The following is a 21,505-nucleotide window of genomic DNA, read 5'->3' as shown; positions in this document are numbered from 1 at the left end:
CCGCACAAATCTGAGCGACCATTCGAACCAAATTAGTAGGTCCTGACCCTAAAGCCTTCTTTGAGGGCAATATTAATGATAAAGGGCCGCGCAATGACGGCCTGTCAGGCGGTTCGGGCAACCGGACCAGAGGTTTCGTAGAGGAGAGTTTGGCTGTGTGTGACGCCAAGGGCCATATGCGCCATGCCGTGGATTTGTCGCGGCAAAAGATGGATGAGGGATGCGGTGGTCCGTTCGGGGCAATCATCGTTCGCAATGGCGAAGTGATTGCAGAAGGATGGAACAATGTAACGTCCCAGAACGACCCGACGGCGCATGCCGAGGTCAGCGCCATTCGCGCAGCCTGTGCCAAGCTTGGGACGTTCAATCTGTCGGGCTGTGAAATCTATACCAGTTGCGAACCTTGCCCGATGTGCCTGTCTGCGATCTATTGGGCCCGCCTTGACAAGATCTATTACGCCAATGGCCGCGAAGATGCTGCTGCCATCGGATTTGATGATCAGTTTCTTTATGATGAGGTGGCAAAGCCGATCAAAGATCGTTCATTGCCAATCGTGCATGTCGATTTGCCCGAAGCGCGCGAAGTGTTTGCCGCCTGGGATGCCAAAGCCGACAAGATCGAATATTGAGACCGTTTGACTGCAATGCGTTATGCGGTAAAACCGCGTGCTGGATGCAAGACATATCGCTAAATGGGGGTGGCAACAGTGACGTCAACGACCGGTGAAGCCGGGGCAAATACCGTGAAGGGGGCTGGTGGGCCTGCGCAATTGGAAGTGCGCGGCGTAACCAAGGCCTTTCCGGGCTGTCTGGCCAATGACGATATCAGTTTCCGTATCGAGCCTGGTGAAATCCATGCGCTGTTGGGGGAAAACGGTGCTGGCAAAAGTACGCTTGTGAAAATCATCTATGGCGTGCTGCAGGCCGATGAGGGCGAGCTGATCTGGGAAGGCAAGCCGGTCACGATTGCAAGCCCGCATGATGCGCGCGAAATGGGGATCGGTCTGGTGTTCCAGCATTTCTCGCTGTTTGAAACCATGACGGTTCTTGAAAACATTGCGCTGGCGATGAATGACGTGCGCGATATGGATGCGCTGCGCAAGCAGGTGCTTGAGGTCGAAAAGACCTATGGCCTGCCGCTTGATCCGGATCGTCATGTTTACACGCTGTCGGTTGGGGAACGTCAGCGCATCGAGATCGTGCGTTGTCTGTTGCAGAACCCGAAACTTCTGATCCTGGACGAGCCGACCTCGGTCCTGACGCCACAAGAAGTCGAAAAGCTGTTTGAGACGCTGCGTCGTTTGGCCGATGAAGGCTGCGCGATCCTTTATATCAGCCACAAGCTGCATGAAGTGAAGGCGCTGTGCCAGAAGGCGACCGTTCTGCGCGGTGGCAAGGTTGTTGGCGGCTGTGACCCGCGCGAAGAAACCGCAAAATCGATGGCCGAAATGATGATCGGCCAGAAACTGACCGCGCCGGATCGGGGTAAATCCCGCGAGTTTGGGGATGTGCGGCTTGCGGTTTCCAATCTGTCGCTTGAAAGTGATGAACAGTTCGGTACCGACCTTAAGGGGATTAATCTTGAGGTGCGCGGTGGTGAAATCATGGGCGTTGCCGGGGTTGCCGGCAACGGTCAGAACGAACTGTTCCGCGCCCTTGCCGGGGAAACCGAACAGCAAGCAGCCCCGGACAGCATCAAGATCGATGGCAAGTCGGTTGCGCATTTCGGCCCGCGCCGCCGTCGTCGACTTGGCGCGACGTTTGTTCCCGAAGAACGCAACGGTCATGGGGCTGTGCCGGACATGAGCCTGTCGGAAAACGGATTTTTGACCGCATTCCGCCGTATGGCGCTCTCGGCCCGTGGGTTGATCCGCGAAGTCCCGACCAAGTCCTTTGCCGATAACATCATCAAGACTTTTGATGTGCGCACCACTGGTTCGGGGGCCGAAGCCGGATCGCTTTCGGGCGGCAACCTTCAGAAATTTATCGTCGGGCGCGAGATTTTGCAGGACCCGGGGGTTCTGGTGATTTCCCAGCCGACCTGGGGTGTTGATGCCGGGGCGGCCAGTGCCATTCATCAGGCATTGCTGGATCTGGCGGCCAAAGGCACAGCGGTTCTGGTGATTTCGCAGGATCTGGACGAGATTTATGCCATCTGTGACTCGGTGGTGGTGATGGCGGAGGGCAAAATGTCCAAACCGCGTCCGATGGCCGATGTCAGCATCGAGGAAATTGGTCTGTTGATGGGGGGGCTTCATGATCTTGAAGGCAACGCGACCCCGGCGAACAACACGCAAGTAGAGGGAGGTCGCGTTGGTCAGGCTTGAACCCCGCCGCCAGCATTCACAGGCGATGGTTTATCTGTCGCCGGTTCTGGCAATCCTTATGACGCTTGTCGTCGGCGGGATCATCTTTGCCTTTATGGGCAAGAACCCGTTTGACGCGCTTTATACGTTCTTCATTCTGCCGATCAATAACAGCTATGGCATTTCCGAGCTGTTCGTGAAGGCGACCCCGCTTGTCATCATTGCGGTCGGTCTTGCCATGGGGTTCCGGGCCAATGTCTGGAACATCGGGGCGGAAGGCCAGTTGACCATGGGGGCGATTTTCGGCGGTGGTCTGGCGCTTTATTTCCATGACAGCGAAAGCGTGCTTTTGCTGCCGGCGATGTTTGTGCTGGGCGCGCTGGGCGGTGCGTTTTGGGGGGCGATCCCGGCATTGCTGCGGACAAAGTTCAATGCCAATGAAATTCTGACCAGCCTGATGCTGACCTATGTCGCGACGCTGTTTCTAAGCTTCCTGGTGCATGGTCCTTGGCGGAACCCGGAAGGGTTCAACTTCCCGGAATCCCGTCCGTTCCCGGATGCCGGTTTGCTTCCGATCATCTTTGAAGGATCGCGTGTGCATCTTGGTACGGCCGTTGCCGTGTTTGTCGTAATCGCCGGTTGGTTGTTGCTGTCGAAATCGGTGATCGGGTTCCAGTTGCGCGTTGTCGGCAAGGCCCCGCAGGCCGCCCGCCATGTCGGGTTCCGTCAAAAACGTATGGTCTGGTTTACGCTTCTTCTGGGTGGTGCGCTGGCCGGTCTGGCCGGTTTGTTTGAGGTGTCCGGCCCCATCGGGCAGCTTCAGCCATCGATCTCGCCGGGCTATGGCTTTACCGCGATCATCGTGGCGTTCCTTGGGCGTTTGCATCCGGTGGGCATTTTGTTTGGCGGTTTGATCATGGCACTGACCTATTTGGGGGGGGAACTGGCGCAGATTACACTCGGCCTGCCCAATGCTGTGACCGGACTTTTCCAGGGGATCTTGCTGTTCTTCCTGCTGGCCAGTGACGTTTTGACCAAATACCGCATTCGTTTCGGCTCCATCGCGGCAAAAGGGAGAACCGCATAATGGAATGGATTGTTCCCTTTATCCTGACCGTGATCACCGCCTCGACCCCGCTTTTGCTGGCGGCATCGGGTGAACTGATTACCGAGAAATCCGGTGTGCTTAACCTTGGTGTTGAAGGCATGATGCTGGTGGGCGCGATTGCCGGTTTTGCGGTGACGGCATCAAGCGGATCGGCTTCTCTTGGTATTCTGGCCGCTGTTGTGGCGGGCACATTGATGTCGCTGATCTTTGCATTTTTGACCCTGACGCTGATGGCCAATCAGGTGGCGACCGGTCTTGCGCTGACGATTTTCGGGGTAGGCTTCTCGGCCCTCGTCGGATCGGGCTTTGTCGGCTTTGCGATTGATCCGCTGCCAGCCCTTTCGATCCCGGGCATCAGTGCCGTTCCGATCATTGGTCCGATCCTGTTTGGGCAGGATTTCCTGGTTTATCTGTCAATCGCGGCTGTGATCGGGATTGCTTGGTTCCTGTCCAAATCGCGTGCTGGCCTCATTCTTAAGGCCGTTGGGGATTCCCATCATTCGGCGCATGCGATTGGCTATTCGGTGATCAAGATCCGCTATCTGGCCACCATGTTTGGCGGGGCGATGGCGGGCCTTGGTGGCGCGTATCTGTCGCTGTCATATACGCCGATGTGGGCGGAAAACATGACAGCCGGTCGCGGCTGGATTGCGCTGGCGCTGGTGGTGTTTGCCACGTGGCGTCCGGGACGTCTGGTTGCCGGGGCCTATATGTTTGGCCTGATCTCGGTGATGCAGTTGCATGCGCAAGGTGCGGGCATTCATGTGCCCAGCCAGTTCATGTCGATGTTGCCGTATCTGGCGACCGTAATCGTGCTGGTGATTATTTCCAGCGACCGTGCGAAAATCAGACTGAATGCGCCGGCCTGTATCGGTCAGGCGTTCAGGGCCGCCCAATAGGGTTTCGGTGGCCTTAACCGCGGGACCGGAACACGTTAAATGATGTTTCGGCCCGACGACGGGAGGAAGACTGTGCTTGCCAAACCTCACACAAACCGGGCAGGGCTTGGCCGGTTTGTCTGAGATTTGGTTTGTGCAGGAACGCGTCATTGATTGCGATCAGGAATTACGTATAAATCCTGATTGAGTGTCTAACAGGGAGACTGAAACTATGAATGCAAGCCTCGTGAAGCGCACACTTGCCGCCGTTGCGGCTGTTGGTGCCCTCGCAACCGGCATGGGTGCAGCCCAGGCCGAAGACGTTAAGGCCGGTTTTATCTATGTCGGTCCGATTGGTGACCACGGCTGGTCTTACCGTCATGACATTGGCCGTCAGGCCATCGAAGCTGAACTCGGCGATGCCGCATCGACCAGCTATGTCGAAAGCGTGCCGGAAGGTGCCGATGCTGAACGCGTGATCCGTCAGATGGCCCAGACCGGCCACAACCTGATCTTCACCACCTCGTTCGGTTTCATGAACCCGACCGAAAAAGTTGCCAAGCAGTTCCCGAATGTCAAATTCGAACATGCAACCGGTTACAAGCGTGCCGACAACCTGTCGACCTATGCCGCACGTTTCTATGAAGGCCGTTATGTTGCTGGTGTGATCGCCGGTAAAATGACCAAGTCGAACATCGTTGGTTATGTTGGTTCCTTCCCGATCCCGGAAGTTGTCCGTGGTATCAACTCCTTCATGATGGGCGCATGGTCGGTTAACCCGGACGTGCAGGTCAAAATCGTTTGGGCCAACACCTGGTATGATCCGGGCAAGGAAGGCGATGCTGCCAAGGCCCTGATTGACCAGGGTGCAGACATCATGGTTCAGCACACCGACAGCCCGGCACCGCTTCAGGTTGCTGAAAACCGTGGCGTTCTTGGTTTCGGTCAGGCATCTGACATGATCAAGTTCGCACCGAAGGCACAGCTGACCGCGATCGTTGATAACTGGGACAGCTACTATGTTGCCCGCGCCAAGGCCGTTGCCGATGGCACCTGGGAATCCAAAGACACCTGGGGTGGCATTGATACCGGTATGGTCGAAATGGCACCGTACACCAACATGCCTGACGACGTGAAAGCACTGGCAGAAGAAACCGCTGCCAAGATTGCTTCGGGTGAATTCCACCCGTTCACCGGCCCGATCTATGATCAGGCTGGCGAACTGCGCGTTGCAGAAGGCGAAGTTGCTGATGACGGCATGCTGCTTGGCATGGACTGGTACATCAAAGGCATCGATGCCGAACTGCCGAAATAAGTCGGATTTCCGATCCATCCGGATCGGTTCAATGACGAAGCCCCGTGCATTAGCTTGCGCGGGGCTTTTCTTATGACGGTTTGTCAGGATGGCTTCTTGGAATTGGGCCGACTTGGTTCATCTGACTTTTCATAGGCGATCATTTCGGTTTTTGGATGCCGTAGGGCATAGAGTGCTGCGCGCCAGCCATGCAGCTTGACCTTGTGTTCGCGGGTTTTACCGGCCCACTTGTCGCGGAAGCGTTCCATATCTTCACGGCGACTGAAATAGATCACCATATCGACAATCGGGGCATTCTGGTCGCCACGCGGGAGTTCGATATTCCGAATACCCATCGTCCAGTTCTTGCTCATGACATTGATGTCGAGCCAGTCCAGCACAGCTTGGGCGGAATGTTTCTCGTGAATAACGACACGATATGGAAAATTCCGAAGATCTTTCGACATCGGTGTGTCCCTGACGGTTCCCGTTTGCAGCGATGATACATGAAATCGTTACAAAGTTGCTTAATTCATGAAGGGGGTTGTGTCCGGTTTCGCGCATGTCGCGTGGATTACCGATAGTGGAAATCCGTGATTGGCGCAGAAAGAAAAATGGTAAGCGCAGGTTGAATATCTACTAATCGGATAATACTTTATCCAATAATAATTCCAGATTACTGTGTTAGGTATTGAGAATGAAACGTGTGGAAAAATAATATTTAGCTTCGCACGACCATTTTCACATGATAATCGAGTAATTCATCCTGCCCGCAGCCCGAAATTGCGGGCATGTTTGGAAATAAAAATAAAGTATCGGGGTCTTAAAGGTGAGTGAAAAGCCTTCAGGCATTCAGCCTTCTGGGCGGGAGCGTCATTTCAAACCGGACGAGTTGATCGTCAGCAAGACGGATCTCAAAGGGCATATTACCTACGCCAATGAGGTGTTTTTGCGCCTTTCTGATTATTCGGAAGGTGAGGTTTTGGGGAAGCCGCATGCGCTGATCCGACATCCGGATATGCCGCGCAGCGTTTTCAAGCTTATGTGGGACCGGATTTCATCCGGTCACGAGATTTTTGCCTATGTCGTGAATATGGCCAGCAACGGGGATCATTATTGGGTCTATGCCCATGTGACGCCGACCTTTGATGCCAGTCACAAGGTGATTGGATACCATTCCAACCGCCGGGTGCCCGATCCAAAGGTTCTGAGCGAAACGATCATTCCTCTCTATGCGGAACTCCGCAAGATCGAGGACAGTCTGCCCAATCGCAAGGACGGCATGAATGCCGCATCCGAGGCCTTGTCACAGAAGCTTTCTGATATGGGCATGTCGTACGACGAGTTTATCCAAAGTCTCTAGAGGATCGCAAAGCGGTTCCCGAAAATGCAAGGTTTGAGGTTCTAATGTCTCTGTTCGGTGGTTCAAAATCGGGTATCAAAAAGGCACTGGATGTGGTTCTGGCCGCAGCGGACGGTGATTATGAAGCCCGCATTACCAATGTCGACAGTCATCCTGACATGCGCGAACTGTTTATTGCGATCAACCGGCTGATTGACCGCAATGATGCGTTCTTGCGCGAAAGTGCGGCATCGATGGGCGCCGTTTCCGAAAACCGTTATTATCGACGCATTGTCGAAACCGGGCTGGTCGGGGATTACCTGTCTTCGGCCAAGCGGATTAATGCCGCAAGTGCCTCCATCGAAAAGAAACTGTCCGGGTTTGCCGACATTCTTGATGAATTCAAAAGCGGTTCCTTTGCCGCGGTTGATGACATTGCCAATGCCGCGTCCGCCCTTTCCGAGGCATCCGGCGATGCCAACTCCATCGCGCACGAAACCAGTTCACGTTCAACCAACGTTGCCGCCGCGGCCCGCCAGACGGCGGCCAATGTCAGCGAACTTTCGGCCGCATCCGAGGAGCTGAACGAGGCAATCCGCAATGTGTCCGAACAGGCACGTGAATCGGTTGAGATCGCCAACCGGGCGAACGGCCTTGCCCAGGAAACCGATGGTCGTATCGGACAGCTGGAAGCGGCGGCTGGCGAGATCGTTGAAGTGGTCAGCTTTATCCGTGACATTGCGGCTCAGACCAACTTGCTTGCACTGAATGCGACGATCGAGGCTGCGCGCGCCGGTGAAGCCGGCAAGGGCTTTGCCGTTGTTGCCAACGAGGTCAAGGGACTTGCCAACCAGACCAGCAAGGCGACCGAAAGCATCGAGGAAAAGGTTCAGGACATTCAGACCGCGATTGAGCAGTCGGTCGGTTCGATCCGCGAAATTGCAGGTGTGATCGATGATCTGGCGGCACGTTCGGATACGATTTCGGGTAATGTCGAAACCCAGGCTAACTTGTCGACCAACATCACGCGCAATGTCGAACAGGCATCAAGCGGCGCACAGGAAGTCACCGACAATATCACCGTGGTTTCCGATATGGCCGGGCGTACCGGGGAGGCGGCCGACACCACACGCGACATGGCCAGTCGTCTTGCCGATCAGTCGGAAAGCCTGCGCAATCAGTTGGGTGTGTTCCTCGATACCATCGAAAAGCTGCTTTATACCGCCAAGAAATAGCCGCTTTCTGCGTGCAACAGGATGCGTCGGGCGTCATGATGGTACCCGGTCAGGATTTTCAGTCAGGAGAGCGGTGCCATGCGGGTTTTCTTCAATTCGCGCCACGATGCCCATGACGGGGCAGGCGAAATGCATCACGGACGCATGGTGCCATGTTTCGAGAATGCCCGGCGTATTCCGATCATTCGCGATGCCGTCGCGCACGCGATCAAGGCGCAGCTGGTCGATCCGACCGATCACGGCCTCGGTCCGATCCGCGCGATCCATGAGCCGGACTATATTGATTTTCTGGAAAATGCCTCGAGTGAATGGACCAAGGCAGGGAAAAGCGGTGACGCCTTTCCCTATGTCTGGCCGACGGGTGGATTTTCCGGTGGCAAGCCCGAACATATCAGCGCGCGTCTGGGGCAGTATGCCATTTCATCTGATACACCGATCACGCAAGGGACCTGGAAGGCGGCCTATTGGGGGGCGCAGACCGTGATATCGGCAGCCGAGGCAACCTGGAGCGAAGGCGAAGCATCCTTTGCCCTGACCCGTCCGCCGGGGCATCATGCCCATGCCAACCGTTATGGCGGATATTGCTTCTTGAATAATGCCGCCATCGCAGCCCAGCACATGATTGCCAAGGGGGCGAAAAAGGTCGCCATCCTTGATATCGACTACCACCACGGCAACGGTGCGCAGGACATTTTCTATGAACGTGGCGATGTTCTGACGATTTCGATCCATGCCGATCCAACCCATCAGTTCCCGTTCTTCATGGGCTATGCCAATGAAACCGGACGCAATGACGGGCAGGGAGCCAACCTGAATATTCCGCTGCCGGCGGGTACGGATTTCGCGGGCTGGGGGGCTGGCTTTGCCAAGGCGATGCAGAAACTTCTGACCTGGCAGGCCGATGCGCTGGTGGTGGCTCTTGGTGTTGATGCGCACGAAGCCGAACCGATTTGCGACTTCAAACTCCAGACCGACGATTTCAACCGCATCGGGCAAATGATCGGGCGGATGGGGCTTAAAACCATGTTCACCATGGAGGGCGGCTATGCCCATGATGTGATTGGGCAAAACGTCGCCGCGGTTTTAAGCGGGTATCTGGCGCTTGCCAAAAACTAGGTTAACCCAAGTCGAATACTAAAAAACGCCCCGGCATCTGTTCGGGGCGTTTTTGTTTAGCGTTGCCTTTGTTCAACGTTCCCAGGGCGGTGTGCCGCCAAATTCCGCGACGAGAAAATCGACAAAGGCGCGGACACGCGTCGGCAGATAGCGGTTTTCTGGATAGAGCGTATAGACGGCATGTGACGGTGGCTGGTAATCGGGCAGGACGCGTTGAAGGCGTCCGTCGCGCAGATATTCGTCGACTTCCCAGTTCGATTTCAGTGAAATACCATGCCCGTCAAGGCACCAGCGGGTCAGGACTTCGCTGTTATCGGAATCCATCGAACCAGCGACAGCCAGCGTGACCGGCGGTTCATCATTCGGCCCTTGCAGCGTCCATTGATATTGCTGTGATCCCGGGAAGCGCAGCAGCAGGCAATTGTGGTTCAAAAGGTCTGCGGGCACCTTGGGCGCGCCGTTCTTTGCAAGGTAATCCGGGCTTGCGACCAGCATGCGTTTGTTGGTGGCCAGCTTGCGGACAATCAGCGAGCTTTCCTTAAGCTCGGCAATGCGGATGGCAAGATCGACCTTGTCTTGCAACAGATCCAGCAACCGATCAGACAGATGCAGGCGGATTTGCACATCCGGGTTTTGTTCGACGAATTTCGGAATGATCGGGGCGACAAACTTGTTGCCGAATGCCACCGGGCAGGTCAGCGTGACCGGGCCACGGGTGGTGTTTTTCTGATTGGCGATGGCGTTTTCGGCTTCCTGCATTTCCGAAAGAATGCGCAGGCAGTGCCGGTAATAAACATCCCCCTCGGTCGTCAGGTTGACCCGGCGCGTTGTGCGGTTCAGCAAACGCACTCCAAGCCGTTCTTCAAGGCGGGCAATCCGGTTTGACACCACAGCCGCCGAATGGCGCAATTCACGCCCGGCAGCAGAAAGGTTGCCAAGTTCGGCAACACGGACAAAAATCTGGATGTCCTCAAAGTCGGACATGGCGCGGGAAGCTCCTGATGTCTGAGGGCTGTTTCTTGATTTCTGGTGGGCGTTTTAAATCATTATATGTGCAGATTAGCGGCCACACTCTGCCATTTTAAAGATTATTTTGAAAGTCATTTCGATTATGCTCAGCCCCTAAATAATAGAGGCGGTCGGGCGACTGTGCTAGGACAGGAAACAGATCGACTGAATTAAATCCGGGCAAAATGCTGCCATCAGAGCCATTCATGCGTCCCGGGGCAATCATCAAGGCAGGGCTGCCAGCGCGCCGGAAACCGCGCACAGGCGAGACGGAGGTTTCAAGCACCGTGGATATTCTGTTTCAGGACTGGATCAATCTGATCCTGCGCTGGGCGCATTTGATTACGGGCATCGCCTGGATCGGGTCTTCGTTCTATTTCGTCTGGCTTGACCTTAGTTTGCGCAAGCGCCCGGACATGGATGAAGGTGTCTATGGCGAAGCCTGGATGGTGCATGGTGGCGGGTTCTATCATGTGAACAAATGGATGGTAGCACCCAGTTCCATGCCGCCCGAACTGCACTGGTTTAAATACGAGGCCTATTTCACCTGGATTACCGGCTTTGCGCTTTTGGTCACCATGTATTACTGGAGTGCCGAGAGCTATCTGATCGACCCAAGCGTTCTGGCGCTGACCAAGATGGATGCGATCCTGATTGGTCTAGGCAGCCTGTTTGCCGGTTGGGTGATCTATGACATCATTTGCAAAAGTGCGATTGGCAAACGCACCGATACGCTGGCGGTCGCGCTATTCATCCTGATCATGGCGGCAAGTTATCTGTTTACCCATGTGTTCAGCGGGCGCGGTGCGTTTATTCATGTCGGTGCGATGATTGGTACGATCATGGCCGCCAACGTGTTTCGCATCATTATTCCCAACCAGAAAAAGGTTGTGGCCAGCCTGATGGCCGGGGAAAAGCCCGATCCGAAACTTGGTCTGCAGGCCAAGCAGCGTTCAACGCACAATAACTATCTGACGCTTCCGGTGTTGCTGATGATGATCAGCAACCACTACTCGATGCTGTTTTCCCATGATCAGTCGTGGCTGATTGTCGGTCTGATCCTGATCATCGGTGGGTTGGTGCGCCATTTCTTTAACACGCGCAATGCTGGCGGCACCGGCAAGGCGATTGCCTGGCAACTGCCGTCGGCTGCGGTCGGTATGGCGATCCTTGCGATGTTTGCATCCTATGATCCGAATGCGGTCAAGCTTGCCGATGAAGACGTGATTACCGCCAATCATGCCTTGGCCATCGTTCAGACCCGTTGTTCGACCTGCCATTCGGCGAACCCGAGTGACGAGGGCTTTGACGAAGCCCCGGCAGGCGTGATGTTTGATGATCTGGCCCAGATCGAAGCCAATGCGCAGCGTGTTCTGGCACAGGCGGTTATTGGCCGGGCCATGCCGCTTGGCAATATGACGGAAATGACCGACGAGGAACGCGCGCAGCTTGGTCAGTGGATCCGGGCAGGCATGCCGGAATAGGCAGACAGGGACGAAATCCAAAGGAAAGAGCGGTCGTAATGTACGACCGCTCTTTTGCGTTGACGGATTGTTTTAAGGTCGGCGGGGATGGGGGATCAATTCCAACCTAAACGTCAGCGCGATAGTTCATCGGTACCCAGTCATACATCGTGGCATCTTCGCGCACATGACCAAATCCCGGGAAGGCGACGTGGCAGCCGGCAACCAGGTATTTTTCCTGTACCGCTTCGGCAAAGGCCGCTTCGCGTGATTTGATTGCCATGTCGGTGTCGCCGTCAAAGGCGATGGCAATATTCGGATCGTCAAACTGCACGACATCGCCATGGGTAATGTCGCCCCAGTAAACAAACTTCTCGCCCTTGCTTTCGATCCAAAGCGCGCTGTGGCCCGGCGTGTGTCCGGGGCGGAAAGTGGTGTTAACCATGCCTTCGATGGCCGGGGCATCGGGTGCATATTTCGCAAGCTTGCCGCTATCGATATATGGGGTCAGGGCCGCAACCGCCTGATCAAAGAACGCCTTGGCGTCTTCAGGCGCGGTTGCCTTGTTTTCGGCACTGAGCCAGAACGCGGCATCTGCCTCTGGAACATGCACCGTGGCATTGGCAAAGACCTTGTTGCCAGCCAGTGTCAGGCCACCGGTATGGTCGGGATGGATGTGGGTAATCACGACATCATCGACCTGATCAGGGTGATAGCCCGAGGCAATCATGTTGGCCGGAAGTTTGCCAAGTGCCGGTCCCATCAGATCGCTGGTGCCCGCATCGAGCAACACAAGACGATCCCCGAAATTCAGCAAATAGGCATTAACCGAAAGATAGGTTGGGGTTCCCTGAAACGCATTGGCAAGGGCCAGGCGTGCCTGTTCGGGTGTGGTGTTGACATAAAGATCGGCGATGGGGAACTGGGCCGCACCATCCGAAAGGGCGGTGACTTCGACATCGCCGACCATGACACGGTAATAGCCCGGTGCCTGTGTGCCAACCAATGGTGCCTTTGCCTTTGCAGCAAGTGGCACAAAGACGGTGCTGCCAATCGCGCCAACGGCACCGGCGGCAAGTGTGCTTTTAAGCAAATCACGACGTGATAGCATTTTTCTTTTCCCTCAAATCATGCCGGTGTGCACCGGCGGGTTGTAAGCTGATGGGGAAAGGCTATAGTGCGATCAGTCAGTAATCAAATCGATACCAGTCATGGATAATATTGATCATTTCAATTTAAGGTCATTTGACCTCAACCTGATGATTGCGTTTGACGCCATGATGCAGGAAATGAGCGTGACCAAGGCGGCCGAGAAACTGCGTATCGGGCAGTCGGCAATGAGCCACAATCTCAATACCTTGCGCATGTTGCTGGCCGATGATCTGTTTGTACGTGTCGGTCAGAAGATGCAGCCGACAGCAAAAGCCCGTGCGCTGGCCGGGCCGGTGCGCACCGCCCTTTCGCAGGCACAGAACGCCCTTCATGCGACGGATTCTTTTGATCCGCAAACCGCCCAACGTGTTTTCCGGTTGGGCGTGACCGGTGAAATGGACATGATTTTGCTGCCGGTTTTGATGCAGCATTTGCAGCAGCAGGCACCGGGTATCAAGATTTTGAGTCGTACCATCACATCTGAAACGGTTGATGGAATGATCAATGGCGGCGAGATCGATCTTGCGATTGGCTGCAAAAGCCAACTCACCACAGGCCATTTCGGAGAAGTTCTGTTCAACTCGGAAGTCGCGTGCTGTTTTAATCCCGATATTCTGGATTTGCCGCTGCCGATGTCGCGTGCGCAATATCTGGCATCGCGGCATGCGGTTCTGTCCCAGACCGAGAATGTCGCCGGGTGTGTTGGCGTCGCGCTTCAGGGGATGGGCATCGAGCTTGATGTTGTTCTGGCGGCACCTGATTTCATGCCGCTTCTGGCAGCGGCCCGAAACAGTGCCGTGATTGCCACTGTGCCATGTCGCATTGCCAACCAATATGCGCCGTTATTCGGGTTGTCTTATTGTCCGATGCCGATTGATGTGGCGTTTCCGCCGGTGAGGATGAACTGGGCTGTTTGGACAGACAAGGATGTTGGTTTGATCTGGTTGCGGGATCAAATTCGCGCAGCAATTAACGCGATCGCGCCGGACCGCGAATTGCAGGCGGCCGAGTAATCCCGGCCAAATACGCCCAGAAATCTAAACGCCCCGCCGGTCTCCCGACGGGGCGGGAAGCTGGCCGACACAGGGCAGATTGTGGTGCAATAAGCTCAGCGCAGGCGAAACTTCCGTGCTCCAGATAGGCTGTGAAAACCCTGACGTCAACATGATCAAAAATTAATCAAAATGTAATCAATGATTGAAAAATAGTCATTCAAAACACGGCTTACGCAAATATTTTCCCCGAAATAGCTGTAAAATGGTTTCTTATTGCGTGAGAATCCCTCGATTCGCGATTTTATTCGATATGGCCTCTGAGTCTGGCACGGTTTTAGCAAGTGCAACGGCGGTGCAATAAAAACTCAGTGGAGGCTATAAATGAATAAGAAGCTTCAGGCGCTCATTGGCGCCGGGGCCATGGCAGTGTCTGCAATGGCAATGTCAGCCGCACAAGCAGCAGAAACCATCAAAGTTGGTGTGCTGCACTCTCTTTCCGGGACGATGGCGATTTCCGAAACCACGCTGAAGGACACTGTCCTGATGCTGGTTGATGACCTGAACAAGAATGGTGGTCTGCTTGGCAAACAAGTCGAAGCCGTTGTTGTTGACCCGGCTTCTGACTGGCCGCTATTTGCTGAAAAAGCCCGCGAACTGATCGAACAGGAACAGGTTGCTGTTGTCTTCGGTTGCTGGACGTCGGTTTCGCGTAAATCGGTTCTGCCGGTCTTCGAAGAACTGAACAGCATGCTGTTCTATCCGGTTCAGTACGAAGGTGAGGAAAGCTCGCGCAACGTGTTCTACACCGGTGCAGCCCCGAACCAGCAGGCCATTCCGGCTGTTGATTACCTGATGAGCGAAGATGGCGGCTCTGCCGAGCGTATCGTTCTTCTGGGTACCGACTATGTTTATCCGCGTACCACCAACAAGATCCTGCGTTCTTATCTGAACGGCAAGGGTATCTCCGATGAAGACATCATGGAGAACTACACCCCGTTCGGTCATTCTGACTGGCAGTCGATCGTTGCTGACGTGAAAGCATTCGCATCTGCTGGCAAGAAAACGGCCGTGGTTTCGACCATTAACGGTGACGCGAACGTTCCGTTCTACAAGGAACTGGCAAACCAGGGCATCAAAGCCGAAGACATTCCGGTTGTTGCCTTCTCGGTTGGTGAAGAAGAACTGGCTGGTATCGATACAGCGCCGCTGGTTGGTCATCTTGCTGCCTGGAACTACTTCCAGTCGGTTGAGTCTGATGCCAACACGGCCTTCATCGAAAAATGGCACGCCTTCATCGGTGATGAGTCGCGCGTAACCAACGACCCGATGGAAGCAACCTATATCGGCTTTAACATGTGGAAACAGGCTGTCGAGCAGGCTGGCACCACCGATGTCGATGCGGTTCGTCAGGCAATGTATGGCCAGGAAGTTGCAAACCTGACCGGCGGTACCGCTGTCATGAACACCAACCATCACCTGTCCAAGCCGGTTCTGATCGGCGAAGTCCAGGATGATGGCCAGTTTGACATCGTTTGGGAAACCGAAGGCACCGTCGTTGGCGATGCATGGTCGGACTTCCTGCCGGAAAGTGCAAAGCTGACCGCCGACTGGACCTATCCGTGGGTCTGCGGCAACTGTGAAAAACCGATGTACTAATTGGTTTCGGATGGGCCGGTCGTGGCAACGCGACCGGCCTGTTCATTTTCAACGCAATCAGCATCTGCCTGCTGTCCGCGGTTTCTTTATCCAATTTTCCATATTGAATTCAAAGGTTTGGTGATCATGCGCAATGACATGTTTTCAGTGCTGCGCCGTTCTCCGTTCTCATTGGCCAAAACGCGTGACATAGCCCTTCGACTGGGTGCCTTGATCGCGTGTCTGGTCGTGCTTGTGGTCGCGACACCCAATAGCGCACAGGCATTTAGCGACGAAGAACTGCGAAACATCGCCGAACAGTTAAATGATAAAAGTGCGACCAAGAAGGTCGCGGTGATCGAAGAAATGGCAGCGGACGGTGATCCACGTGTCGCCCCGATCCTCAAGGCCATGCTTGAGGGTGACCTTTATGTTCGCGACAGCGACGAGCATGTCGTCATCGCCACCAAAAAGGGCAAGGTTTTTACCCATATCGACATCGTCAGCGGCGAAGAAATCGGTGAAAGTTCATCCAAGGAACTCTCCAAGATCAAGATCAACAACCGTTTGCGGGGTGCGCTGCGCGATGCGTTGGCGACGCTGAACCTGTTTAGCCCGGATCTCAATATCCGAAGTGCTGCGGTCGAGCAGATCATGGATGCCCGTGATCCGGCGATGTTGCCATTGCTTCTGCGCGCGATTGATCGCGAAGAGGATGAAACGCTTCTGGCACGGATGGAACTGGCGCAGGCCACCATGGCGCTGGCGGCCGGTGAAACCACCGAAGAACGCCTAAGCGCGATTGATGTTCTGGCCAGCGAAACCACGCCGCAAATCCGTGCGGTGCTGTCGCAATTTGTCGCCAGTGCCGAGGCAGAAGGTTACGAGCCCGAAGTGGTTGCCGCCGCAGAGGATGCGCTTGAATCCGTCGAGGGGCGCCTGTCGACCTGGCAGACGATTGGGGATGTCTATCGCGGTATCAGTCTGGGGTCGGTTTTGTTGCTGGCGGCGGTTGGTCTTGCCATCACCTTTGGCGTGATGGGCGTGATTAATATGGCGCATGGCGAAATGATCATGATCGGCGCCTATACCACCTTTATGGTGCAGCAGGCGCTTGGATCTATTCTGCCATCCGGGTCGGCATGGTCATTGGTGATTTCAGTGCCTGCCGCCTTTCTGGTCGCGGGGGCGGTCGGGGTTGTGATCGAACGATCGGTGATCCGTTTCCTCTATGGCCGGCCGCTTGAAACCCTGTTGGCGACATGGGGGGTCAGCCTTGTCTTGCAGCAGGCGATCCGAACGATTTTCGGGGCGACCAACCAGCAGGTCACTGCACCTGATTTCATGAGTGGCGCGATTGAATTTTCGACCGGTCTGGTGCTGACCTATAACCGGCTTTGGATCATTTTGTTTAGCATCATCGTTGTTGCGGGTATTGCAGCCGTGCTGCGTTACACCGCGTTTGGTTTGCAGATGCGCGCCGTGACCCAGAACCGGCGCATGGCCGGATCGGTTGGTATTCGCACCGGTTATGTCGATGCGCTGACCTTTGGCCTGGGGTCGGGGATTGCAGGCATCGCTGGTGTGGCGCTCAGCCAGATTTCAAACGTCAGCCCGAACCTTGGTCAGACTTACATTATCGACAGTTTCATGGTCGTCGTGTTTGGCGGGGTCGGGAACCTTTGGGGCACGGTATTGGGTGCGTTCAGCCTTGGCATTGTGAACAAGTTCCTTGAGCCGATGGCAGGTGCGGTTCTGGCCAAAATCTTTGTCCTGATTGCGCTGATCCTGTTTATCCAGAAACGACCCAAGGGGCTGTTTGCCCTTAAAGGTCGCGCGGTGGAGGCCTGATCCATGACCGATTATCGTCAAAAATATCAAATGACGCCGGTTATCGGCTGGCTGTTGAAAGACCGCGGCGGGATGATCCTTTTGGGTATCCTGATTGCGGCCGCCATTCTGGTGCCGGCAAGCAATTTGTTGTTGCCCGAAAGCTCCGCCTTCCATGTGCCGACCTGGATGGTCAGTCTGCTGGGCAAATATCTTTGTTATGCGCTGCTGGCACTTAGTGTCGACCTGATCTGGGGGTTCTGCGGGATTTTGTCGCTGGGCCACGGGGCGTTCTTTGCGCTCGGCGGGTATGCCATGGGCATGTATCTGATGCGTCAGATCGGGGATCGTGGCGTTTATGGTGATCCGATCCTGCCGGACTTTATGGTCTTCCTGAACTGGCAGGAATTGCCATGGTACTGGTATGGCTTTGACATGTTCTGGTTTGCCATCGTTATGGCGATGTTTGTGCCAGGGCTTCTGGCCTTTGTGTTTGGCTTCCTTGCCTTTCGGTCGCGTGTGACGGGTGTGTATCTTTCGATCATCACGCAGGCCATGACCTATGCGCTTTTGCTGGCTTTCTTCCGCAACGATATGGGCTTTGGCGGCAATAACGGTCTGACCGATTTCAAGGATCTGCTGGGCTATTCATTGCAATCGGATGGCACACGGGCTGGCTTGTTTGTCGCGTCCTGTGTGTTTCTTGGCATCTGCTATACGGTGGCGCGCGGCATTACCCAGTCGCGTCTGGGCAAGGTGTTGATTGCCATTCGCGATGCCGAAAGCCGGGTGCGTTTCACAGGCTACCGGGTTGAATATTACAAGCTGTTCGTCTTTACCGTTTCGGCCGTCATGGCCGGGATCGCCGGTGCGCTTTATGTGCCGCAGGTCGGGATCATCAATCCGGGCGAGTTTGCCCCGGCCCTTTCGATTGAAATCGTCATCTGGGTTGCGGTTGGCGGGCGTGGCACGCTTTATGGGGCGGTGCTTGGCGCGTTTATCGTCAACTATGCCAAGACCTTCTTTACCGGGGCGATGCCGGATTTCTGGCTGTTCTTCCTGGGCGGGTTGTTCATTGCGGTGACCCTGTTCCTGCCAAAAGGTTTGATCGGGGCGGTACCGGCATTCGGATCGGCCGACCGGCAATCATTGTTCACGACCTGGCGTAAACGACGCGCGAATGAAGGAGGCAAGGCATGAGCGAAGCAGCCGCCATTCAAAAGAATGCCTCGGACGAGGAACAGGTCAAATCCGCGCGGTCGGAAACCATCCTTTATGTCGACGGCGTGTCGGTGACCTTTGACGGGTTCCGGGCACTCAATAACCTGTCATTTTATGTCGAGCCGGGCGAACTTCGCGCCATCATCGGCCCGAACGGGGCGGGCAAGACAACCATGATGGATATCATCACCGGCAAAACGCGGCCTGATACCGGTGATGTCCTGTTTAAAAGCGAGATCGACCTGACCAAGCTGGACGAGGCCGAGATTGCCAATCTGGGCATTGGGCGCAAGTTCCAGAAGCCGACGGTGTTTGAAAGCCATACGGTGTTCGACAACCTGCTTTTGGCGTGTTCGGGCGGACGCGGCGTGTTTCAGGCCCTGTTCCATCGACTAAGTGATGCGGAAAAGATCAAGATCGAAAAGACGTTGGTGACCATCATGCTTGAAGACAAGCGTGATGAGATGGCCGCCAACCTTTCGCACGGGCAGAAGCAGTGGCTGGAAATCGGCATGCTTTTGATGCAGGAACCCGAACTTCTTCTGGTCGATGAACCGGTTGCCGGGATGACCGATTCCGAGACCGAGGAAACGGCGAAACTTTTACGGTCGATTTCCAAGGAATATTCGGTCGTGGTGGTTGAGCATGACATGGAATTCGTCCGTGACCTTGATTGCAAGGTGACCGTTTTGCACGAAGGATCGGTTCTGGCCGAAGGGCGCCTTGATCACGTGCAGAAAGACCCGCGGGTCATTGAAGTCTATCTGGGCCGCTAGGGGGAATTGAACATGCTTGATGTCAGCAATATTGATCTGTTTTACGGGGCGTCCCATGCGTTGCGCAAGGTGTCGCTGAGTGCTGAAACCGGCAAGGTTACCGCGGTTCTGGGCCGTAACGGGGTTGGCAAAACATCCCTGATGCGCGCCGTTGTTGGTCAGCACCCGATAACGGAAGGCAACATTAAATGGGAAGGCAAGGATATCTCGCGCGATCCGTCATATCGTCGTTCGGCCAATGGGATCGCGATTGTCCCGCAGGGGCGCGAGATTTTCCCGCTTCTGACGGTGAAGGAAAATCTTGAGACCGGCTTTGCCGCCTTGCCGCGTGCCCTGCGCCATATCCCGGACGAGATTTTCGAACTGTTCCCGGTGCTGCGTGACATGCTGGGGCGTCGCGGTGGTGACCTTTCGGGTGGGCAGCAACAGCAGCTTGCAATTGGGCGCGCGCTTGTCACCCGACCGCGGTTGCTGGTACTTGATGAGCCGACCGAGGGCATTCAGCCATCGATCATCAAGGACATTCAGCGCGTTATCAAACAGCTGGCCGATCGCGGTGATATGGCGATCTTGCTGGTGGAGCAGTACTTTGAATTCGCACATGAACTGGCCGACGAGATTGTCGTACTTGAACGTGGCGAGGTTGTTTTGTCGGGCGCAAAGGAAACACTCGATCGTGAAAAAGTCCGTGCCTATCTGACTGTTTGATCGGCATTTGCCAAAATTTTGCGCAAACTGGATGCTGTCAATCGGGCCAAATGCCGCCAAACTCCCTGTATCGGCAGGGTGTTGGCGGTTGGCCCGCATCTTGCTGTAATGACCCTTGGTATTAAGGTCCCGTCAGTGGGCCGCATTAATCAGGTGACTTTGTGCAGCTTCGCAAACTTGAACCGACAACATCCGCAATTTCGAATGCGGAGATGGAAACGCCAGTAACGCCCGCCCGCATCATTACCGATGGCCGGGCCGAGGTGACGTTTCGTCAGGGCAAGGGTGCAGCACATCAGGGCGGGCATGCAGCCCTTGATCATCTTTATTACCGTGACCCGATGAAAATCCTGTTCCCGCGCCCGGTTGCGGGGGATCTGGCGACGGCCGTTCTGGTCACGACATCGGGTGGCATGGTCGGTGGCGATAAGCTGGCCTTTACCGGCAAGGTGGAGGCGGGCGCATCCGCCCTGTTTACTGCACAGGCAGCAGAAAAGATTTACCGGTCGGTCGGACCGGATTGCGAGATGTCGGTTGATCTGGATGTCGCTGATGGCGGCTGGCTTGAATGGTTGCCCCATGAAAGCATCCTGTTTGATCAGGCCCGCCTGAAACGCAAAACCACAGTATGCGCATCTGGCAGCGGCATGGTCATGGCCGGCGAGATGATGGTGTTTGGCCGCCTTGCACGCGGCGAGGTGTTTACCACCGGACTTGCGCGCGATGCGTGGGATGTGTCGATTGATGGACGTCCGATCTGGCGCGATGCGCTGCATCTGGAAGGCGATGTGTTGCGCATGCTTGATCATGCGGCCGCCTTTGACGGTGCACGTGCCAATGCGACTGCCATTCTGGTCGGGCAGGACGCGGAAGATCAGCTTGAAGCCGCGCGTGATTGTCTGGCGCAGGCGACCGAGGGGCTTGAGGCGCGCGATGTGCTATGTGCCGCGACCGCGATGAAGGGGATTGTGATAGCGCGTTTCATGGCACGCGATCCGATGAAATTGCGCCGGGTGTATGGCGCGTGGTGGAAAACGTTCCGCCATCAAACAAGGGGGCTTCCCGCACGCTTGCCGCGTTTGTGGGAGATTTAATTGATGAAGCCAAGGAGTAGGCAGGCATGAATCTGACGCCACGCGAGAAGGACAAACTGCTGGTCTCGGTCGCCGCCATGGTGGCGCGCAATCGCCTTGCACGGGGGGTGAAGCTTAATTACCCCGAAGCGATCGCGATCATCACCGACTATGTCGTTGAAGGCGCGCGCGATGGCAAATCTGTTGCCGATCTGATGCGCGACGGGGCAACCGTGATAACGCGCGATCAGGTGATGGATGGCATTGCCGAAATGATCCACGAAATTCAGGTCGAAGCCACCTTCCCGGACGGGACGAAGCTTGTGACCGTTCATGAACCGATCCGTTAAGGAAAGAGGAGCGCG

At 55.5% G+C, this 21,505-nt stretch carries 20 protein-coding genes; 17 read left to right on the top strand and 3 right to left on the bottom strand.

Annotated features, from left to right (window positions below):
- Positions 1-155: 155 nt before the first annotated feature.
- From IT893_RS17610 to IT893_RS17590, 5 genes are all read left to right on the top strand, one after another.
- Complete coding sequence (locus tag IT893_RS17610; RefSeq protein WP_197146130.1) at positions 156-629, top strand: nucleoside deaminase; 474 nt, start codon at positions 156-158, stop codon at positions 627-629.
- 63 nt (positions 630-692) lie between these two features.
- Entirely contained in the window at positions 693-2,327 is a 1,635-nt protein-coding gene (locus IT893_RS17605; protein ID WP_064779943.1) for an ABC transporter ATP-binding protein, read from the top strand.
- Entirely contained in the window at positions 2,314-3,393 is a 1,080-nt protein-coding gene (locus IT893_RS17600; RefSeq protein WP_197146129.1) for an ABC transporter permease, read from the top strand. Before IT893_RS17605 ends, IT893_RS17600 begins: the two co-directional genes overlap by 14 nt.
- Entirely contained in the window at positions 3,393-4,313 is a 921-nt protein-coding gene (locus tag IT893_RS17595) for an ABC transporter permease (protein WP_197146128.1), read from the top strand. Before IT893_RS17600 ends, IT893_RS17595 begins: the two co-directional genes overlap by 1 nt.
- A gap of 211 nt (positions 4,314-4,524) precedes the next feature.
- Positions 4,525-5,607 carry a BMP family ABC transporter substrate-binding protein gene (locus tag IT893_RS17590; protein WP_063086755.1) on the top strand — a complete coding sequence of 361 codons (1,083 nt, stop codon included), beginning with the start codon at positions 4,525-4,527 and terminating at the stop codon, positions 5,605-5,607.
- 83 nt (positions 5,608-5,690) lie between these two features.
- On the opposite strand, the gene IT893_RS17585 is transcribed toward IT893_RS17590, so the two are convergent.
- Positions 5,691-6,053, bottom strand: coding sequence for a hypothetical protein (locus IT893_RS17585; protein ID WP_197146127.1), 363 nt, complete (start codon positions 6,051-6,053; stop codon positions 5,691-5,693).
- A 362-nt stretch (positions 6,054-6,415) separates the two neighbouring features.
- Between IT893_RS17585 and IT893_RS17580 the strand changes: the two genes are divergently transcribed.
- The 3 genes from IT893_RS17580 (at position 6,416) to IT893_RS17570 (ending at position 9,279) form a co-directional block, all read left to right on the top strand.
- Positions 6,416-6,949, top strand: a complete 534-nt coding sequence (locus tag IT893_RS17580) for a PAS domain-containing protein (protein WP_008888432.1) — start codon at positions 6,416-6,418, stop codon at positions 6,947-6,949.
- Positions 6,950-6,993: 44 nt separating this feature from the next.
- Complete coding sequence (locus IT893_RS17575) at positions 6,994-8,163, top strand: methyl-accepting chemotaxis protein (RefSeq protein ID WP_008888431.1); 1,170 nt, start codon at positions 6,994-6,996, stop codon at positions 8,161-8,163.
- Between the two features lie 78 nt (positions 8,164-8,241).
- Positions 8,242-9,279, top strand: a complete 1,038-nt coding sequence (locus tag IT893_RS17570; RefSeq protein WP_197146126.1) for a histone deacetylase family protein — start codon at positions 8,242-8,244, stop codon at positions 9,277-9,279.
- 72 nt (positions 9,280-9,351) lie between these two features.
- On the opposite strand, the gene IT893_RS17565 is transcribed toward IT893_RS17570, so the two are convergent.
- The gene (locus tag IT893_RS17565; protein ID WP_197146125.1) at positions 9,352-10,263 is read right to left on the bottom strand and encodes a LysR family transcriptional regulator; all 912 of its coding nucleotides are present in this window, start codon (positions 10,261-10,263) and stop codon (positions 9,352-9,354) included.
- 230 nt (positions 10,264-10,493) lie between these two features.
- Between IT893_RS17565 and IT893_RS17560 the strand changes: the two genes are divergently transcribed.
- A complete protein-coding gene (locus IT893_RS17560) occupies positions 10,494-11,771 on the top strand; it encodes a urate hydroxylase PuuD (RefSeq protein WP_252723992.1) in 1,278 nt (425 codons plus the stop codon).
- Positions 11,772-11,877: 106 nt separating this feature from the next.
- Here the strand turns inward: IT893_RS17560 and IT893_RS17555 are convergent, their stop codons facing one another.
- Positions 11,878-12,861, bottom strand: coding sequence for an MBL fold metallo-hydrolase (locus tag IT893_RS17555; protein WP_197146124.1), 984 nt, complete (start codon positions 12,859-12,861; stop codon positions 11,878-11,880).
- Positions 12,862-12,961: 100 nt separating this feature from the next.
- Between IT893_RS17555 and IT893_RS17550 the strand changes: the two genes are divergently transcribed.
- The 8 genes from IT893_RS17550 to IT893_RS17515 all read left to right on the top strand — a co-directional run bounded on the left by IT893_RS17550 (position 12,962) and on the right by IT893_RS17515 (position 21,490).
- On the top strand, positions 12,962-13,915 hold the full coding sequence (locus tag IT893_RS17550) for a LysR family transcriptional regulator (RefSeq protein ID WP_252723991.1): 954 nt from the start codon (positions 12,962-12,964) through the stop codon (positions 13,913-13,915).
- Between the two features lie 363 nt (positions 13,916-14,278).
- Positions 14,279-15,553, top strand: a complete 1,275-nt coding sequence (gene urtA, locus IT893_RS17545) for an urea ABC transporter substrate-binding protein (RefSeq protein ID WP_008888426.1) — start codon at positions 14,279-14,281, stop codon at positions 15,551-15,553.
- A 126-nt stretch (positions 15,554-15,679) separates the two neighbouring features.
- Entirely contained in the window at positions 15,680-17,383 is a 1,704-nt protein-coding gene (gene urtB, locus IT893_RS17540) for an urea ABC transporter permease subunit UrtB (RefSeq protein ID WP_252723990.1), read from the top strand.
- A 3-nt stretch (positions 17,384-17,386) separates the two neighbouring features.
- Positions 17,387-18,562, top strand: a complete 1,176-nt coding sequence (gene urtC / locus IT893_RS17535; RefSeq protein ID WP_197146122.1) for an urea ABC transporter permease subunit UrtC — start codon at positions 17,387-17,389, stop codon at positions 18,560-18,562.
- On the top strand, positions 18,559-19,359 hold the full coding sequence (gene urtD, locus IT893_RS17530) for an urea ABC transporter ATP-binding protein UrtD (protein ID WP_063086766.1): 801 nt from the start codon (positions 18,559-18,561) through the stop codon (positions 19,357-19,359). The genes urtC and urtD overlap by 4 nt, the downstream gene beginning before the upstream one ends.
- Before the next feature lie 12 nt (positions 19,360-19,371).
- Complete coding sequence (gene urtE / locus IT893_RS17525; protein ID WP_008888422.1) at positions 19,372-20,067, top strand: urea ABC transporter ATP-binding subunit UrtE; 696 nt, start codon at positions 19,372-19,374, stop codon at positions 20,065-20,067.
- Between the two features lie 161 nt (positions 20,068-20,228).
- Entirely contained in the window at positions 20,229-21,161 is a 933-nt protein-coding gene (locus IT893_RS17520; protein WP_197146121.1) for an urease accessory protein UreD, read from the top strand.
- Between the two features lie 26 nt (positions 21,162-21,187).
- Positions 21,188-21,490, top strand: coding sequence for an urease subunit gamma (locus tag IT893_RS17515; protein WP_044829632.1), 303 nt, complete (start codon positions 21,188-21,190; stop codon positions 21,488-21,490).
- Positions 21,491-21,505 lie beyond the last annotated feature (15 nt).

The organism is Thalassospira sp. A40-3, assembly GCF_015871485.1.
GTDB lineage: Bacteria > Pseudomonadota > Alphaproteobacteria > Rhodospirillales > Thalassospiraceae > Thalassospira > Thalassospira tepidiphila.
The sequence above is the reverse complement of the archived record's forward strand: the minus strand, read 5'-3'. Positions and strand labels throughout refer to the sequence as shown.

What these genes read in the sequence shown, in the direction of transcription:
- IT893_RS17605 (WP_064779943.1), top strand. Translation starts at nt 693, where the DNA reads ATGGGGGTGGCAACAGTGACGTCAACGACCGGTGAAGCCGGGGCAAAT.
- IT893_RS17595 (WP_197146128.1), top strand. Translation starts at nt 3,393, where the DNA reads ATGGAATGGATTGTTCCCTTTATCCTGACCGTGATCACCGCCTCGACC.
- IT893_RS17590 (WP_063086755.1), top strand. Translation starts at nt 4,525, where the DNA reads ATGAATGCAAGCCTCGTGAAGCGCACACTTGCCGCCGTTGCGGCTGTT.
- IT893_RS17585 (WP_197146127.1), bottom strand. Translation starts at nt 6,053, where the DNA reads ATGTCGAAAGATCTTCGGAATTTTCCATATCGTGTCGTTATTCACGAG.
- IT893_RS17575 (WP_008888431.1), top strand. Translation starts at nt 6,994, where the DNA reads ATGTCTCTGTTCGGTGGTTCAAAATCGGGTATCAAAAAGGCACTGGAT.
- IT893_RS17570 (WP_197146126.1), top strand. Translation starts at nt 8,242, where the DNA reads ATGCGGGTTTTCTTCAATTCGCGCCACGATGCCCATGACGGGGCAGGC.
- IT893_RS17565 (WP_197146125.1), bottom strand. Translation starts at nt 10,263, where the DNA reads ATGTCCGACTTTGAGGACATCCAGATTTTTGTCCGTGTTGCCGAACTT.
- IT893_RS17560 (WP_252723992.1), top strand. Translation starts at nt 10,494, where the DNA reads ATGCGTCCCGGGGCAATCATCAAGGCAGGGCTGCCAGCGCGCCGGAAA.
- IT893_RS17555 (WP_197146124.1), bottom strand. Translation starts at nt 12,861, where the DNA reads ATGCTATCACGTCGTGATTTGCTTAAAAGCACACTTGCCGCCGGTGCC.
- IT893_RS17550 (WP_252723991.1), top strand. Translation starts at nt 12,962, where the DNA reads ATGGATAATATTGATCATTTCAATTTAAGGTCATTTGACCTCAACCTG.
- urtA (WP_008888426.1), top strand. Translation starts at nt 14,279, where the DNA reads ATGAATAAGAAGCTTCAGGCGCTCATTGGCGCCGGGGCCATGGCAGTG.
- urtB (WP_252723990.1), top strand. Translation starts at nt 15,680, where the DNA reads ATGCGCAATGACATGTTTTCAGTGCTGCGCCGTTCTCCGTTCTCATTG.
- urtC (WP_197146122.1), top strand. Translation starts at nt 17,387, where the DNA reads ATGACCGATTATCGTCAAAAATATCAAATGACGCCGGTTATCGGCTGG.
- urtD (WP_063086766.1), top strand. Translation starts at nt 18,559, where the DNA reads ATGAGCGAAGCAGCCGCCATTCAAAAGAATGCCTCGGACGAGGAACAG.
- urtE (WP_008888422.1), top strand. Translation starts at nt 19,372, where the DNA reads ATGCTTGATGTCAGCAATATTGATCTGTTTTACGGGGCGTCCCATGCG.
- IT893_RS17515 (WP_044829632.1), top strand. Translation starts at nt 21,188, where the DNA reads ATGAATCTGACGCCACGCGAGAAGGACAAACTGCTGGTCTCGGTCGCC.